Annotated in this window: 11 protein-coding genes; 3 read left to right on the forward strand and 8 right to left on the reverse strand. The window is 63.8% G+C overall.

The annotated features are described in order from the left end of the window. Positions 1-24: 24 nt before the first annotated feature. The 4 genes from AC1Z36_RS13710 to AC1Z36_RS13725 all read right to left on the reverse strand — a co-directional run bounded on the left by AC1Z36_RS13710 (position 25) and on the right by AC1Z36_RS13725 (position 5,010). Positions 25-1,014, reverse strand: a complete 990-nt coding sequence (locus tag AC1Z36_RS13710) for a hypothetical protein (RefSeq protein ID WP_332595165.1) — start codon at positions 1,012-1,014, stop codon at positions 25-27. A 101-nt stretch (positions 1,015-1,115) separates the two neighbouring features. Further along, on the reverse strand, positions 1,116-2,030 hold the full coding sequence (locus tag AC1Z36_RS13715; RefSeq protein WP_434693428.1) for a sugar ABC transporter permease: 915 nt from the start codon (positions 2,028-2,030) through the stop codon (positions 1,116-1,118). Continuing rightward, positions 2,030-3,625: an ABC transporter permease subunit gene (locus tag AC1Z36_RS13720; RefSeq protein WP_434693425.1), complete on the reverse strand. Its 1,596-nt coding sequence runs from the start codon at positions 3,623-3,625 to the stop codon at positions 2,030-2,032. The genes AC1Z36_RS13715 and AC1Z36_RS13720 overlap by 1 nt, the downstream gene beginning before the upstream one ends. A gap of 116 nt (positions 3,626-3,741) precedes the next feature. Continuing rightward, the gene (locus tag AC1Z36_RS13725; RefSeq protein ID WP_105658446.1) at positions 3,742-5,010 is read right to left on the reverse strand and encodes a sugar ABC transporter substrate-binding protein; all 1,269 of its coding nucleotides are present in this window, start codon (positions 5,008-5,010) and stop codon (positions 3,742-3,744) included. A gap of 268 nt (positions 5,011-5,278) precedes the next feature. Here AC1Z36_RS13725 and AC1Z36_RS13730 point away from each other — a divergent pair, with 268 nt between their 5' ends. Together AC1Z36_RS13730 and AC1Z36_RS13735 are read left to right on the forward strand one after the other, a co-directional pair. Continuing rightward, positions 5,279-6,967 carry a glycoside hydrolase family 13 protein gene (locus AC1Z36_RS13730; RefSeq protein ID WP_483561357.1) on the forward strand — a complete coding sequence of 563 codons (1,689 nt, stop codon included), beginning with the start codon at positions 5,279-5,281 and terminating at the stop codon, positions 6,965-6,967. A gap of 112 nt (positions 6,968-7,079) precedes the next feature. Continuing rightward, the gene (locus AC1Z36_RS13735; RefSeq protein WP_402697289.1) at positions 7,080-8,087 is read left to right on the forward strand and encodes a LacI family DNA-binding transcriptional regulator; all 1,008 of its coding nucleotides are present in this window, start codon (positions 7,080-7,082) and stop codon (positions 8,085-8,087) included. A 197-nt stretch (positions 8,088-8,284) separates the two neighbouring features. On the opposite strand, the gene AC1Z36_RS13740 is transcribed toward AC1Z36_RS13735, so the two are convergent. Then, a complete protein-coding gene (locus AC1Z36_RS13740; protein WP_388025320.1) occupies positions 8,285-9,625 on the reverse strand; it encodes an MFS transporter in 1,341 nt (446 codons plus the stop codon). A gap of 266 nt (positions 9,626-9,891) precedes the next feature. On the opposite strand from AC1Z36_RS13740, the gene AC1Z36_RS13745 reads away from it, so the two are divergent. Continuing rightward, positions 9,892-10,587 (forward strand): IclR family transcriptional regulator, encoded by a 696-nt coding sequence (locus tag AC1Z36_RS13745; RefSeq protein ID WP_105658443.1) that lies wholly within the window; start codon positions 9,892-9,894, stop codon positions 10,585-10,587. Positions 10,588-10,702: 115 nt separating this feature from the next. Here the strand turns inward: AC1Z36_RS13745 and AC1Z36_RS13750 are convergent, their stop codons facing one another. From AC1Z36_RS13750 to AC1Z36_RS13760, 3 genes are all read right to left on the reverse strand, one after another. After that, entirely contained in the window at positions 10,703-11,977 is a 1,275-nt protein-coding gene (locus AC1Z36_RS13750) for an MFS transporter (protein WP_105658442.1), read from the reverse strand. A 113-nt stretch (positions 11,978-12,090) separates the two neighbouring features. After that, positions 12,091-15,183 (reverse strand): AAA family ATPase, encoded by a 3,093-nt coding sequence (locus AC1Z36_RS13755; protein WP_483561358.1) that lies wholly within the window; start codon positions 15,181-15,183, stop codon positions 12,091-12,093. Continuing rightward, positions 15,180-16,346, reverse strand: coding sequence for an exonuclease SbcCD subunit D (locus tag AC1Z36_RS13760; RefSeq protein WP_483561359.1), 1,167 nt, complete (start codon positions 16,344-16,346; stop codon positions 15,180-15,182). Before AC1Z36_RS13760 ends, AC1Z36_RS13755 begins: the two co-directional genes overlap by 4 nt. Between the last annotated feature and the right edge of the window lie 26 nt (positions 16,347-16,372).

Consider the following 16,372-nt stretch of genomic DNA (forward strand, 5'->3'; position numbering starts at 1 on the left):
AAGCGCCTACAAGTATTGAAACTCCTAAAACAGGGCCAGCAATTTCCTGGCTCGTTCGTGCCACATGCCGGCAGCTAGCGCGAGATGTCCTACGGCGAAGCTCATGCCGCCAGCCAGCCACGGCCAGGCCAGGACCGCCCCGTAGGTTCCTGGCAGCGCAGCGACGAATCCAGCGGCCATCACCAGCAGGCCGGCTGCGACCAGCGCAATATGAGCCAGCTTCCAGCGGAAGGGCAACAGCATCGCCAGCACGGCCAGCAGCGCGGCCGGAGCCAGGATCAGCCATGGCGCAGCGCTGAAGCTGGCCAGGCCTTGGTAGCTGGCATACCCCAGGACCAGGATCAGCAGCACCGCCGCGCACACCAGCCAGCCGGGCCCGGGGCTTGCCATGGAACCGCGCATCATCAGCAGCGGGGTGAAAACCTGTGCCCAGAGCAGCACGGTCACCGGAATGAAGAAGAGCGAGAGCTGTCCGCCACCGGCCGCGCAGATAACGGTCATGATCACAGCCCCGAGGATGTGGATGGTGGTGCCGGCACTATTGGGCAGCCACAAGGGAACCAGGCTGAGGATGACCGGAATGAACGCCAGCCAAATCAGCTGGGATCCGATCAGCAATTCGAGTTGCCCCAGCAGCCCGCCAACTCCCCCGGCAACAAAGCCGAAGCTCTGTTCGTTGGCCAAGGCGGCTTGCGGCGGGGCGAAAAGCACCACCATCAGGGTCAGCAGTGCGAGAGCGAAAATTGGCCACGCCAGAATACGCGTCAAGAAGTACTTGCCGCTGCCCACTTCCAGGGCTTCGGGCTCATGGCGTTCGAATTTGAGCGCGCGCGAGGCAGGCTCGCCGAGCAAGCGGATCAAATCGCTCTTGCGGCGTCCGCCGCCAGGCAGGCGGAGAATCTCCTGCTTGGTGGTTTCAATGACTTCGTTGCGTTCTTGCAAAGACAAGAAATCCAGCGCACGGCGAAGTTGCTCCAGGTAGTTGCGGGCGGCGCGCGGCAAGTAGGGCTTCATGCCTTTTACTCTACGTGCTCCGGCCCATGGGCTGACGCAGGCAAAATGGGGCAACGCCAGTGGCGTTGCCCCATCTGCCCGAAGCGGTCAGTTGCTGCGGGCTACTTGCCTGCGCCGGCGGTCAGGCCGCCGACAATGTACTTCTGCAAGAACAGGAACAATGCCATCACCGGGATCGCTGACAGTACCGCACCGGCAGCGAAGACCGACCAGTTGGAGGTGAATTCCTCCGAGACGTAGGAGTACAGTCCCACAGCCAGCGTCTGGTTCTCCGGGGAGACCAGGATGACCGAGGCGATCACGAAGTCCGAGGTGCTGGAAATGAAGGACAGCAGGCCCACGACGGCCAGGATCGGTGCCACCAGGCGCAGGATCATGGTGAAGAAGATGCGGGCATGGCCAGCACCATCGATCTTCGCCGCTTCATCGATTTCCACCGGAATGGTGTTGAAGAAGCCGTACATCAGATAGGTGTTCACACCCAGTGCCCCGCCCAGGTACACCATGATCAATGCGATCTGGTTATCGATGCCCAAGACCGGGAAGACATCTCCCAGCGAGGTGAGCAGGATGAAGATCGCCACTACGGCCAGCAGCTGCGGGAAGATCTGCACAATCAGCAAGCTGACCAGGCCCACGCGGCGGCCGGTGAAGCGCATCCGCGAGAAGCTGTAGGCAGCCAAGGCGCCGAGGAACACCGAAGCGGCCGCCGTGGTCAGGCCGATCACCAAGGTGTTGATGAACCAGGCGCCGAAGGGACGCTGCTGATTCTGGAACAGCTCCACATAGCTGTTGAAGCCGATGGTGGTGAACAATCCATTGGAAGACAGCAGGGTTCCATTGGGGTTCAGCGAGGCCGAGAGCACGTAGAGCAGCGGGAAGGCCGCATAGATGCACAGGGCCACGCCGATCAGGTGGCGCCAGCCGGTGGAGGCGAACCATTTGCCCAGGCCCTGGCGCCCCGCGCGTCCCTTGGGTGCGCCGGCTACCGGCCTGCCGGTGATTTCGGTGCTCATTAGTTCAGCTCCTCCAGTGCCTTGGTCTGCTTGAAACTGATAATCGAGATGATCGCGACGATCACGAAAATGATGATGGAGAAGGCGCTGGCCAGCCCATAGTCGCGCTGGGAGCCAACGAAGGCCACCTTGTAGACCATGGAGATCAGGATGTCGGTGGATCCCACGTTCAGTCCTGCATCCTGCATGCGCGGCCCGCCTTCGGTGAGCATGTAGATCACGTTGAAGTTGTTGAAGTTGAAGGCGAAGGAGCTGATCAGCAGCGGAGCCACCGAGACCAGCAGCAGCGGCAGCTTGATCAACCGGAAGATCTGGAACGGCTTCGCCCCGTCGATGGTGGCCGCTTCGGAGAGTTCATTCGGAATGGACTGCAGCGCCCCGGTGCAGACCAGGAACATGTACGGGAATCCGAGCCACAGATTCACCCAGAGCACGGAGAACTTCGCCAGCCACGGGTCGGTCAGCCAAGGGATCTGCGCTCCGCCCAGGAGCACCTGGTTGACGAACCCGAAGTCGCGGTTGAGCATGCCGGCCCAGACCAGCCCGCCCAGGAACGCAGGGAATGCGTAAGGCAGGATCGAGATGACGCGGTAGACCTTCCGCCCCTTCATGCGCAGGTCGTTGAAGACAATCGCCAGGAACAGCCCGAGGAAGAAGGTGGTCGCCACCGACAGGAAGGCGAAGGCGAAGGTCCACACGGTGACAGAGAACAGGGCGTTGCGGATCGAGGAATCGGTGACCGCACGGGTGAAGTTCTCGAAGCCCACGTTGATGGACCAGCCGGGCATCAGCTGCGAGCCGTCCTGCGCGGTATACGCGCCCACGCCGGTGTCCCGGTACACCACGCCGGTCTGCTGATCGGTCATGGTGTCCGCGGCTTCATCATGCTTGATGGAGGAAGTGTACTGGTAGGCGGTGCGGCCATCGCTGGTGCGCACGGTGCCATCTGCCGGGTTCTCGGTGAATGGAACGGCCAGCGAGGTGACTTCCTGCTGGCGGCCCAGCAAATCGGCGAAAGCCAGTTCGGAGTAGTCCCCCAGGCCAGCGGGGTCTACCGGGACGAAAGGATCATCCGCATCGCCGAGCAGCTGCTGGCCATCGCGCTCAATGAGCATCGCCAGCCCGTCTTGCCCCTCGAGGATGGACACCGGGTAGCCGGCTGATCCCTCGACGCGGTTCTGGTTGGATTGCAGCAGCGCGCTGATCGCGTCATCCTTATCCGAGTTGTGCCCCGAACCGTAGTTGGTGAAGGCGATATACCCGGTGTAGCCGATCACGAAGACCTGGAAGATCAGCAGGAAGATGGTGCCCGGCAGCAGGTACTTTGCCGGCAGCCATCCGCGCTTGAAGTAGACCACGTTGATCAGCACGGTAATGGCCGCGATCACCGCGGCGATCGCCCAGGCTTCGCGCCCCAGTGCGGTGAAGACCGCGAAGAGCGCGGTCGCATCGACGATCGCCACCAGGATGATCTTGGCGAGCATGGCGCCAGTGGAGGTGCTGGTGGCGTTGGCGAAGCGCCTGGCTGCCGGTGACAGCTTGGGCTTCGTCTCCTCGGTGCCGGGTTGCGGCCCTTGGCGGGCGGTCTTTGTCATCTTCCAGATGTCCCTGTCGATCAAGTGCAGTTAGCGCTGGTGAATTGCAGGCGCTGGGACCCGGAGGAGTTCCTCCCGGCCCCAGCGCCCATCGTTGTGCCTGGTGGCAGGCGTTCCTACTTCGAGATGGCCTTTTCGATATCCGAGGTCATCTGCTTCCAGCGCTTGGCCGGATCAGCCTTGCCGGTGATGATCTCGGCCTCGGCTACGCCCCAGAACTCCCATACGGCAGCCATTTCCGGGATGTTCGGCATCGGCACGCCGTTGGCGCCGACCTCGCCGAAGGCAGCGATGGTTTCATCGGCCTTGGCCGCTTCGAATGCCGCCTTGTTTGCCGGCGGGCGGTTGCCCACCTCGTACAGTTCGGTCTGGACTTCTTCGGTGCCGATGTAGTTGGTCAGGAATTCGGTAGCGGCCAGCAGGTTCTCGGTCTTCGCGGAAACGAAGAAACCCTGCACGGCGACGAATGGCTGGGCCTGCTCGCCACCGGCCGATGGAATCGGGTCGATTTCCAGGTTGATTTCAGCTTCTTCTACTGCTTCCACGTTCCATGGACCGGTCAGGAAGAATGGCGAGTCGCCGGAGACGAACTTCTCCTTGGCAATGTCCCCGTCGAGGCTGGTCTTCAGGTTGCCTTCTTCGCCCTCTTCAGCCAGCCACTTGGCGAATTCGATGCCGCCCTCGTTGCCGATCTGCAGATCTGCCGGGTCATAGGCGCCCGTATCATCGGTGCCGAACACCGGTGCGCCGAAGGAGGTCTGGAACGGGTAGGCGTGGAATGGATCGCCGACGTCAGAGACCTGGACCAGGAACGGGAATTCGGTGCCGGCCTTCTCGCCGGCGGCAATCATGTCATCGAAGCTCTTTGGAGCTTCCTTGACCAGATCCGCATTGCGCAGCAGGGCCAGGTTCTCGGTGGCGTAGGGAACGCCGTAGGTGTTGCCCTCGTAGCTCATGGCGTTGACCGCGACGTCCTGGAACTCGCCGGCCTTGTCGCCCAGCTCAACTGGCTGGACTACGCCGTTGTTGACCAGGTTGCCCAACCAGTCGTGGGCGCCGATGGTGATATCCGGGCCCTTGCCGGTTGGAACCTGGCGCAGGAAGTCTTCCTGGATCTTGGAGAAGTCCTTGATCACGAGGTCCACCTTGACCCCGGACTGCTTCTCGAAGTCAGCTGCTGCATCCTTGAGCACTGGCTCGCGGTTGGCGTCGACCCAGACGGTCAGCTTGCCGCCGGAGGCAGCTGCCGGCGAGGATTGCGCCGCTGCGGGGCTGGAGGAAACTGCTGGCGTGTTGGAGCCAGACCCGCCGCAGGCGGTGAGCGAGAGTGCGGCAATGGCCGTCAGTGCTCCGCCGAGAAGCCAAGGGTGCTTATTCACCTTCATGGGATGTCCTTTCGTGACAACTGTGTCATCAGGGACCGGGTCGGCCGCGATTTCCGCTGGGCCTGCCGGTCGGGTCTTTAGTGGTGCGAGTAACACATTGATTGTAAGCGTTTACAGCGTGGCACAGATCATGAAAATTGACAACAACGCCGATAAAAATCAGTTTTTATCGGCCGAGGCACGAATTCAGACCTCATCATGGAACGAAGGCTTTGAAGCATAATTGCAAGCGTTTACAAACTGTGGTGAATCATTTATCGTTACCGTCATGACTTCAATTCGTTCAGCAGCTGATTCCCTTCTGCAATCCGAAGACTCGCAGTGGTGGCGCTCCTCGGTGATCTACCAGATCTACCCGCGCTCCTTCGCCGATTCCAATGGCGATGGGATGGGTGATCTGCGCGGCATTACCCAACGCCTGGAAAGCATCGCGCAGCTTTCGGTCGACGCGATTTGGCTTTCGCCATTCTTCACTTCCCCGCAAAAGGACGCCGGATACGACGTGTCGGACTACTGCGATGTGGATCCGCTGTTTGGAACCCTGGAGGACTACGACGCGATGGTGGCCAAGGCCCACGCATTGGGCCTGCGCGTCATCATCGACCTGGTTCCGAACCACTGCTCGGACCAGCACCCGTGGTTCCAGGAAGCGCTCAAGGCCGCGCCCGGCTCCCCCGAACGCGACCGCTTCATCTTCAAGGACACCCCGGCAACCGGGCTCCCGAATAATTGGGATTCAGTCTTCGGCGGCCCCATGTGGACCGAAACCACGAATCCTGATGGCAGCGCCGGCCAGTCCTACCTGCATATCTTCGACTCCTCGCAGCCGGACTTCAACTGGCACAACGAGGAAGTGCGCGCGATGTTCCGCGACGTCCTGCGCTTCTGGCTGGACCGGGGCACCGACGGCTTCCGCGTTGACGTGGCCCACGGGCTGATCAAGGCCGAGGGCTTGCCGGACTTCACCCCGGACCCATCCGGTGCCTCCATGGGCGGCACCGACGAACTGGCTCCGTGGTGGGGCCAGGATGGCGTGCATGAGATCTACCGCGACTGGCGCAAGGTCATGGACGAGTACGACGGCGAGCGCGTGCTGTGCGCCGAGGCTTGGGTCAATCCCCTGTCGCTGATGGCCAAGTGGGTGCGCGAGGACGAGATGCACCAGGCTTTCAACTTCCCTTATCTCTCTTGCGACTTCGATGCCCAGCAGATCCGCGAAACCATCGACCAGTCTCTGGAGGAGTTCGGCAAGGTCGGCGCCCCGAGCACCTGGGTGCTCTCCAACCATGACGTGGTGCGCCATGCGACCCGCTTGGCGCTGACCGATGAGAACCCGCAGGGCGAGGGCATCGGCCTGAACACCCCGAACCTGCCGGAGGCTGCCGTGGGATTGCGTCGCGCTCGTGCTTCCAGCGCGTTGATGCTGGCCCTGCCAGGTGGCGCCTACATCTACCAGGGCGAAGAGCTGGGCCTGCCAGAAGCCGTTGAACTGCCAGATGAGGCGCGCCAGGATCCTACCTGGTTGCGCACCAATGGCGAGCGCTACGGGCGTGACGGCTGCCGAGTGCCCTTGCCCTGGGAAAGCGGCAAGCCCGCTTTCGGCTTCAGCGCTACCGGTGAAAGCTGGCTGCCGCAGCCGGCAGGCTGGGACTCCTACGCCCGCGATGCGCAGGTCGATGAACAGTCCTCCACGCTGAACCTGTACCGCCGCCTGTTGCAGCTGCGCCAGGATCATGCACTGGGCACCGGCACCCTGGATTGGGTCGAAGGCACCGGAGATGATGTTCTGGCTTTCGCCAACGGCACAGTGCTGGTCGTGGCCAACTACGCTGCAACTGCACAGCCTTTGCCTGCCGGTGCGCAGGGCGCAACCGAACTGGTGCGCAGCCAAAGCGAGATTTCGGCGGAACCGGAAATGATTCCGGGCGAAACCACGCTCTGGTTCCAGTTGCCGTAGCCGGCAATCTGCTGACCGGCTGCAGCCGCACCGGGTAATGTTGGGCAGGAGCCGTGGCCAGGGGAAGGAATTTCCCCTAGCCACGGCTGTGCCTATGAAGGAAGGAAGAGAAGTGGCCGGGATCAAAGACGTAGCACAAGCCGCTGGCGTATCCATTGCCACCGTCTCGCGCGCATTGTCTGGCCGGGGTTCTGTCTCCGCGTCAGCGCAGGAGGCTGTGCAGCGCGCCGCCACCGAGCTGGGCTATGTGGTCTCATCTTCCGCGTCCGGGCTGGCCTCGGGACGCACCCGCAACATCGGCGTGCTCGTTCCGGTGATCAACCACTGGTTCTATGCCTGCGTGCTGGAAGGCATTTCCAGCCGCTTGATGGACGAGGGCTATGACACCACGCTCTATCAGCTGACCAAGGACCGCACCCAGCGCGAGAAGATCTTCTCCGATTTCCTGCTGCGCCAGCGCGTGGATGCGGTGATCGCGGTCAACGTCGAGTTGGCTGAGGACGAGGTCCATGCGCTGCTGGCCATGGACAAGCCCCTGGTTGGCGTGGGAGGACCGCTTCCCGGTGTGCCGACCCTGCACGTGAATGACGAAGCGATTTCTGCCCTCGCGACCGGGCACCTCATCTCCCTGGGCCATGAACGCATTGGCTTCATCGGCGGCAACGCGGAAACCGATGTGGATTTCATGGTGCCCACCCACCGCCGCACCGGCTACGAGCGGGCGCTGGCCGAGGCTGGACTTGAACTGGATGAGTCGCTGTTCGCCAGCGCGGACTTCTCCATGGCCCAGGGCTACGCGGTGGCCAAGCAGCTGCTGGGCAACCCGGCATCCCGACCGACGGCAGTGTTCGCAGCCAGTGATGAAATGGCCATTGGCGCGATCCTGGCCGCCCGCGATCTCGGTTTGCAGCTGCCCCATGACCTGTCGGTCATCGGCGTGGACAATCACGACCTGGCCGAGCTCTTCGGCTTGACCACCGTCGAGCAGCGTCCGCATGAGCAGGGGCAGCTGGCGGTCGCCATGCTGCTGCGTGCTATCCGTGGCCAGGAACCGGCGCAAGCCCACGAGTTGGGCCATCGGCTGATCGTACGTTCCTCCACCACCCGCCCCGCCCAGTAACCTGGCCAGGCAGTCGGGTCCCGCATGCCGGCGGCATAGGCGCAATGGATGGCGGTGGCCGGACGTCGGCCGTGCAGCAAACTGCCCGCTGCATCCGCCTGCTGATCGCCAAACCACCGGTCGCCAGACGCGCAAATGCCCGCGCGGGCCAGGATCGCTTGATCCCTTGCCTGCGCGGGCATGGTGCTGCCGCGAAACTAGTGCGCCACGCGCGAGTCGGCCTGTTCGCCCTCGATTTCTTCCACGTGCAGGTTGCGTCCACGGGTCTCGCCCACCCAGAACACCGCTGCCACGGAAATGATGGTCAGCACCATGATGTAGATGGCAATCGAGATCGAAGAGCCTGTGGTCTCCAGCAGGATCTGCGCCACGGTGGCCGCGAAGGCACCGCCCAGAATAGCACCAATGGCGTAGCCAATGGAGATGCCCGAGTAGCGGATCTGCGCCGGGAACATCTCCGCGTACATCGCCGACTGCGGGCCGTAGGACAAGCCCAGGCCGACGGTCAGCACGAAGATCGCAATGGTGTACAGCACGATGTTTCCGGTGTCGACCATCAGGAACATCGGGATCATCCAGATGAACACCAGCGCGTAGCCGATCACGAAGGTATTGCGGCGCCCGATCTTGTCCGAGAGCCAGCCGCCGACCAGGGTGAAGATCAGCCAGCCCACCGAACCGATGGTGGTAGCCAGGAGGATCGGTGCCACCGGCATCTCGAGGACCTTGGTGGTGTAGGAAATGAAGAACGCGATCACCAGGTAACCGGCGGCGTTGTTCGAGATGAAGATCAGCGCGGCCTGCAGGACCTGCTTGGAATGGCTGGTCATCAGCTCGCGCAGCGGGGTGTGCTCGGAAGCCTTGCGCTGGGCGAGCTGCTTGAAGACCGGGGATTCCTCAACCGCACGGCGGATCATGTAGCCCACGAAGATCAGCGCAATGGAGAGTAGGAACGGAATGCGCCAGCCCCATGCGGCGAACTCTTCCGGGCTCATCGCAACGCGCAGGATGTAGAGCAGGCCGGTAGCCAGGATCATGCCGATGGGCACGCCGATCTGCGGGTAGGCGCCGAAGTAGCCGCGGCGATCCTTTGGTGCGTGCTCTACCGCCATCAAGGCTGCACCGCCCCATTCGCCACCGGCCGAGAAGCCCTGGACCACGCGCAGGAGCACCAGCAGGATTGGCGCGGCCACGCCGATGGACGCGTAGGTTGGCAGCAGGCCGATGGCCGCGGTGGCAACGCCCATGAGGATCAGGGTGAGCACCAGGATGCGCTTGCGTCCGTAGCGGTCGCCCAGGTGGCCGGCAACCACTGCGCCCAGGGGACGGAAGAAGAAGGAGATGCCGATCATTGCGAAGGAAAGGATCTGCGCGACACCCGGATTCGACTGCCCCAGGGGCTCGAGGAACAACGGGGTCAGCAGGGTCGCGGTGAGCTGGGCGAAAATGAAGAAGTCGTACCACTCAATGGTGGTGCCCACCAGGGTGCCGGCAAGAACCCGGCGCTCCTCCTGGGTGCGAGTGACAGTCGATGACATGAGTTGGCCTTTTGCGAGTTGTTTACCGACCGTTCGGACGGTTTATGTCGCACACCATCATATGCCCTCAGTGAAGCAGATCACAAGATCTATCCAAATCATGACCAGCTCCAACCAGGCGCCCTCTCCCGCAACGGGCCGGGAATTCGGTGTTCTAATAGAGAACGACTAAAATCGGATATAGATCACCGACCGCTTGGTCCCCCGGTTCACTACGAAGGCCCTCGACGACGTTCCAGCAGCGCCGCACGCCAGATTGAAGAGCAATGCCTACCTCCCAGACGCTTTCGCGTGGAATCCGCGTCCTTGAAATCGTCGCCAATTCCCCGGTCAACCTTTCCATCGCGGAAATCGCCGCGAAACTGGAAGTCCACCGCTCCATTGCCTACCGCATCATCCGCACCCTGGAGCAGCATCACCTGCTCAACCGCGACGAGGCCGGGCACATCCGTTCCGCTTCCGGCTTGGCCGTGCTCGCCCGCTCGGTCCAGCGCGACCTGCAGGCGGCCGCCACCCCGGAACTCACCGCGCTGGCCAACGAGCTGTCGATGACTGCTTTCGTAGCCGTCTGGGAACACGACCTGTGCACCACCTTGCAGTCGGTCTCCCCGTTGAACTCCCAGCGCGCGATCGTCCATCGCCCGGGCTCGGTGCACGGCATGGATGTGGGAGCAGCCGGCATCGCGATCCAGTCGCGCTATGCCAAGGCCGAGTGGGATGCCCTGGACACGGGCATCGAGTACCGCGAAGCTGCCGTCGCGGCCCGGATTGACGGCTATGCCACCAGCGAGAATGAAGTCATCCAGGGCGTGACGTCCATTGCCGTTCCGATCCAGCATTCCGGGCAAACCCCGGCGGCCTTGGCCGTCGTCTTCGCCGCCAGCACGGTCGGCGGGTACGAGCGCATGATCGAGGAACTCAAGCACGCAGCGGCGCGCATCAGCGAAAAGCTCGCGCACTAGCAATTCCCGGCGGGGAAAGAAGCATCCCGTTGCCCTTCGCCTGCTGGGCGAGGTGCAACGGGATGCTTCTTATCCAGCTTTGCTGGACGGCGGTCTCGTGCGCAGAGTTCTTGCCCTAGCGGACGCGGGCCAGCGACGGGGACTTCGCGACAACGATCTTCATTGCCACAGCGGCCAGGAAGATCACCAGTGCGCCACCGGTGGAGACCCAGAAGGCGCCGAGGTAGCCCAGGGTCTCGGCGAAGACGCCGGCCAAGCCGTTTCCGATCGCGGTTCCCACAACAATGCCGGCAGAGAGCATGGTCATCACGGTGGACAGGCGCTGCGGCGGAGCGACTTCGCCGCCCAGAGTCATGACCGTGACGATCACCGGCCCTACCGCAAATCCTGCGATGAACAGGGCAACGAGCATCAGCGGGACATTGCCGGCCACGTGCAGCCCGAAGCTGAGCACGGTCAGTGCTGCGCCGCACAGGATCCAGCGGTTGATCTGCTTGAAGGCCTGCGGCCAAGCGGCCACGGAGATCGCGGCAATCGCGCTGGAGAAGCCCATGGCGCCATAGAGCAGGCCGCCGGAGTTGGAATCGCCCTGCGCCCCCGCAAAGGCCAGGGTACCGGCCGCCGAGGAACCGAAGACCGTGCCCAGCGCCATCATGCCCAGGACCAGGGCACCGATCGCGGCAACCTGCGCGCCGCTGATCGAGACCTTGGGAGTGTGCTCGGCGGTTCTCGCCGGCTTCACCGCATTGCCGGTACGGTGCGAGGCGAACACCGGCACCAGCACCAGGGTCAGCAGGGCGGCAAGGTAGAGCGGCAGCACCGGATCCACCAGGGAGGCCAGCAGGCCCACGGCAACCGGGCCGAAGACGAAGCCCAGTTCATCGAACATGGACTCCAGGCTCAGTGCCGCCGAAAGGACCTTGTGGTTCTTCTTCTGCTGGCGGGTGATTGCAATCCAGCGGACGCGGGACATCGGGCCGACCTGCGGGCCGGTAGCACCGGCGGCCAGGCACATGATCGAGAGCAAGGCCGCGGACATGTCCGGTCCCGAATCGGCAAACAGCGTCAGGGCAACCAGCAGGATGGTGTGGATGACCGCGACAGTGGTCAATACCGGGCGCTGGCCCACCCGGTCAGCCAGATAGCCGATGCTCGGACCGCCAATGGCGGACCCCAGGCCAACCATGGCCGCGGCCAAGCCGCCCATGGCATATGAGCCGGTGGTAGCAGTTACCAGGGTCATGGACCCGATGGTGAGCATCGCCAGCGGGAGGCGTGCAAGGAAAGTAAGCGGCAGGAAGGGTGCTCCCACCAAAGGAACTAACGCGGAGTATCCGGACATCTTCTCGGATTCCTCACTGTTTTCCTTCGACAAAGTAGGCTGAGTCAACAAAACTCCATGACGAAGCGTGCGTCGTCCCACACCCCCCGACGCACAAAATTTCCCAGGCATGCCTGATGGCACTACTTTCAAGATAGCTACTGCCCTGGGGCAAGTCCAATCTATCCAGCCAAGATCACAGTGCCATCGCGTTCAATGGTGGAACCGTGCTGGGTCTTGCTGACCGAAATCCGATTGGTGATGCGCTGCTTCATTTCCGCCACGTGGGAGACCAAGCCGATGGTCCGTCCCCCGGCACGCAAGTTTTCCAGCGCCTGCATGACTTCTTCCAGCGTCTCGGCATCAAGTGAACCGAAGCCTTCATCGACGAAGAGCGTCTGCATGTCCACGGCCCCGGAATGGTGCGAAATGACATCCGCCAGGCCCAGTGCCAGGGCCAGCGAGGCCATGAAGGTCTCGCCTCCGGAGAGCGTCTGGGTTTCCCGGCGCTTCCCGGTCCACGAATCGAGCACCTGCAGCCCCAACCCGGACTTCGAATTGCCCTGCTTGGAATCATCATGGTGCAGCGAGTAGCGGCCGCCGGACATCATGCCCAGGCGCTGTGTTGCGGCGATGGCCACTTCCTCCAGCCGGGCAGCGAGCACATAGGTGCTCAGCGTCATCTTGTAGAGGTTCTCTCCCCCGCCACGAATCACTTCAGCCAATCCGCGCAGCCGGCGGTAGTCTTCGATGACCGGGCCTGCCTCGGTCCGCTGGCGTTCAAGGTCAGTGGCTGCTTGCTCGTGGCGAGCGAGCTGGGTCTGCGCCAGCACTTCTTGTTCCCGCGCCGCTTCGAAGCGTTCTTCGGCGAGGGAAGAGAGCAGCTTCGCTTCGGCAATCCCTTCTTCGCTTGGCCCTTCAAGGCCCTGCGCGGATAATTCCTGGGCCTTGCGGCAGTCCTGCGACGCTTCAAGGGTGGCAATGGCACTGGCCAGATCGGCATCGGCACGCTGCAGCTGGCGCAGGCGCTCGCGTTCGGCGCTGTCCAGCAAGGCGGCCTCGAAGGCAGCCGGATTCTCGAAACCGGCGGCCGTGCGCTGGCTATTCCAGGTGGCCTCGGCCTTCTCCAGCGCCTCGCCGGCCTCAAGGAAACGGCGCAGGTTCTGCACTGCGCTGGCCAAGCCCTGGGACGTGGCGGACAGCTGCGCCACAAGTTCGGCCAGGTTCTCCCGGCCTTGGCGCAGCTGCTCCAGCTTGGCATCGAGTTCTGCCAGCTGGGTTTGCAGGGACTGCGCACGCTGCTTCGCGGTGGCGTGCTCGAGTACGGCCTCGGATGCCCGCGCGTTCTGCTGCTCGGTACGCTGGCGCACCGCATCCAGCTTTGCCACGCGGGCAGCGATTTCTCCTTGCTGCTTCTGCTCCCGTTCCAGCCCGGCCTGCGCCGTGGCAAGCTCCGCCCGCAGGTCCGCGACCGGGGCATCGCCAGCGGCTTCCTGCGCGGCCTGGAACTTGGCCACCAGGGTGTCGCGCGCCTGCGCGGCCCGTTGCCCGGCAGCTCTTGCCGCAGCCACCGCGGCTTCCAGCGCTTGGATCTGCTCATCGTCGATCAGCGGCGCATCGGCATCCGCCCGGGCCGGGGCGGGATGCTCTTGCGCACCGCAGACCAGGCACGGTTGCCCGTCTTCCAGCGCGGCAGCCAATCGCAAAGCGCTCTGGGCCAGCTGCTCGGTACGCAGGTCAAGCAAGGTATTGGCTACGCCTACAATCTCCAGCTCTTGTGCGCTGGACTTCTCCCGTGCGGACAGCGCCTGCTTCTCCAGGGTGTCGCGCTCGGTGGCATGCTGGATCCTGGTCTCCAGCCCATTCACGTGTTCCTTGGCCTGCTGGACCTTGCCGCCGGCGGCTACCTGGTCGAGGTCCGCGGCTTCCAGCGCAGCACGTTCGGCCTTGAGCAAGGCAACTTCGGCTTCGGCCTGGGCACGGGTCTCTTCCTGCGCAGCGGCCAGTTCGGCGGCCTTGCGTGCCTGGCCGGCCAGGACGCCGCGGCGCTTTTCATCGTCCAGGCCCGCCTTGGCCACCGCTAGTTCTTCGGCCGCTTGCTGCGCCGGCAGGCGCAGCTGCTCCAGACCGGCAGCGTCGGCGCTGGGGTCCAGCCCCTGTTCGGTTTCAAGCCACAGCTTGCTGTCCAGCCAGGTTGCCTTGGCCTGCTCCTGGGCGACGGATGCCTCCTGGAGCTGGGCCTGGTAGGCACGCACCGCGCCTGCCTTGGCATCGCTGTCCAAGCGCGCGGCAGCCGCTGCGGCCGCTTCATGGTTCTGGGCATAGCCGGCCTGCATGCCGCGCAGCTCGGCCAGGCGCGCGAAGATCCGGCGGCGTTCCTCCAGGGCCTGCGCCTGCTCGCGGGTGCGGGTCATCTCGGTGCGCAGTTTGGCCGCTTCTAGGGCCGAGTCCCGGTGAACCGCCGCGATCCGGCGGTGATAGCCGGCGAACTGCTCGGCACTGCTCAGGTCCACCGCCGCGGCCTGTCCAGCGCCATCGGCGTCGGCGTTCGCTTCGCCGTCGGCCTCGGCGGGCTCATCGCTGGCTTCGCGGCCGGCGAGGAACGCCCGGGCAGCGGAATGGATGGCCTCTTCGCTGGCGCTCAGGCGTGCTTCCAGGCTCTCGGTTTTCTTGCGCTCTTCGGCCAGCCGGGCGGCGAATTCATCCTCGATCCGCGCATAGCCGCTGGTATCGAAGAGATTCACCAGGAGATCTTCGCGGTCCTTGGCCTTGGCCCGCAGGAAGTCCGCAAAGCCGCCCTGCGGCAGCATGACTACCTTGGTGAACTGCTCGCGGTCCAGACCCAGCAGGCTGCCCAGGACGTGGCCCACCTCGTCGTTGCGGGTGGACAGTTCCTTCCAGCCCGAACCGGTGAACTCGCGCAGGAAGCTGGCGGCCTTCTGCTCGGTGGTCTTGTTCTTGCCGCGCTTGGACGGGCGCATCCAGGCCGGCGAACGGGTGACCTCGAAGCGCCGGTCGCCGATGGTCAGCTCGCAGACCACTTCCGGAGCCAAACCGGCCGGGGCATGGTCCGAACGGATCTGCCGGCTGCCGGCGCGGCTTCCGGGCAACGCACCGTACAGGGCGTAGCAGATCGCATCCAGGATGCTGGACTTGCCGGCACCGGTGGGGCCATCAAGCAGGAACAGCCCGCCTTCGGCCAATTCATCGAAGTCGATCTCTTCGGTGCCTGCGAAGGGCCCGAACGCCTGGATCTGGAGTTTGTGGATTCTCACTGGCTGGCCTGTGCCTCTCGGGTGGCTTGGATGACGGCGCCGATGACTTCCCGTTCCAGTTCATCGGCCGCGCGTTCGCGGACATGTTCCATGAAGTCCCCCACCACTTGTTCGGTGCTGGCGGCCTTGGCCATGCGCTCGGCATAGCTCGCCGGCTTGGCATCCCCGCCGGCGTGTTCGGGGGCGAAATTGAGCACCACGGTGTCGGGGAAACGGGTTCGAATCGTTGCCATCGCGTCGGCGGGGCGTTCGCTATCGGTCAGCGTGACCTGGCACCATGCATCGGCGGCGGATTCCAGTTCCGGATCCGCCAGGAGCTCAGCGAGCTTGCCCTTGAGGATGGCCAATTTCTTCGGCACCGGAAGCAGGACTTCCTGCACGGACTCTATGCCCCGGGCGTTGGTGTCGATCAGCCATACGCCCTTGCGCTGCGTTGCCTCGGAGAAGGAGTATGCCAGCGGAGAGCCCGAATAGCGCACGTGCTCCTTGACCTTCTGCCGTCCATGCAGGTGCCCCAGCGCCGAGTAGTCGAAGCGCTCGAAAAGCTCTGCCGGAACCACGTCGAGGTTGCCGGTGCTCAGCTCGCGTTCGGAGTCGCTGCCGTAGCCGCCGGCGGCGAACAGGTGGGCCATCGCGATGGAAACTACCGGTTTTTCCCCTGCCCGCAGTTGCGCAAGATCTTCTTCGATCTGCGCGATGGCCGCTCGGACCACCGCTTCGTGGTTGGCCTTTTCCACGCCCAGGCGTTCCATCACCATGCGCGGTTCCAGGTACGGGATACCGTAGATGGCCACCCGGTGATCGCCGGCATCGTGGATAACCGGCAGCAGCATGCGCTGGAGGTCGGCGATGATGTGCACCCCGGCGCTGTCCAGGAGCTCTGCGCCGAAGCCCAGACGGGAGGCCGAGTCGTGGTTGCCGCTGGTGACCACGACGGCGGCCCCGGTGGCGCGCAGCTCGCGCAGCACCCAGTTGCACAACTGGACGGCATCCACATGCGGCAGCGCGCGGTCGTAGATGTCACCGGAAATCAGCACCGCATCAACCTGCTGATTAATCGTGATATCGATGATTTCCTGCAGCACTGCGCGCTGCGCTTCGATCAGGGAGGCCCCGTGGAAGGTCCGTCCCAAATGCCAGTCCGAGGTGTGAAGCAATCGCATGTGTCCAACCTTATGCAATGCCGCGG

This window comes from Glutamicibacter sp. BS14 (genome assembly GCF_056934375.1).

Bases quoted from the DNA above. Each gene is read 5' to 3' on its own strand.
- AC1Z36_RS13725 (WP_105658446.1), bottom strand. From the start codon at position 5,010: ATGAAGGTGAATAAGCACCCTTGGCTTCTCGGCGGAGCACTGACGGCC.
- AC1Z36_RS13720 (WP_434693425.1), bottom strand. From the start codon at position 3,625: ATGACAAAGACCGCCCGCCAAGGGCCGCAACCCGGCACCGAGGAGACG.
- AC1Z36_RS13710 (WP_332595165.1), bottom strand. From the start codon at position 1,014: ATGAAGCCCTACTTGCCGCGCGCCGCCCGCAACTACCTGGAGCAACTT.
- AC1Z36_RS13740 (WP_388025320.1), bottom strand. From the start codon at position 9,625: ATGTCATCGACTGTCACTCGCACCCAGGAGGAGCGCCGGGTTCTTGCC.
- AC1Z36_RS13715 (WP_434693428.1), bottom strand. From the start codon at position 2,030: ATGAGCACCGAAATCACCGGCAGGCCGGTAGCCGGCGCACCCAAGGGA.
- AC1Z36_RS13745 (WP_105658443.1), top strand. From the start codon at position 9,892: ATGCCTACCTCCCAGACGCTTTCGCGTGGAATCCGCGTCCTTGAAATC.
- AC1Z36_RS13730 (WP_483561357.1), top strand. From the start codon at position 5,279: ATGACTTCAATTCGTTCAGCAGCTGATTCCCTTCTGCAATCCGAAGAC.
- AC1Z36_RS13760 (WP_483561359.1), bottom strand. From the start codon at position 16,346: ATGCGATTGCTTCACACCTCGGACTGGCATTTGGGACGGACCTTCCAC.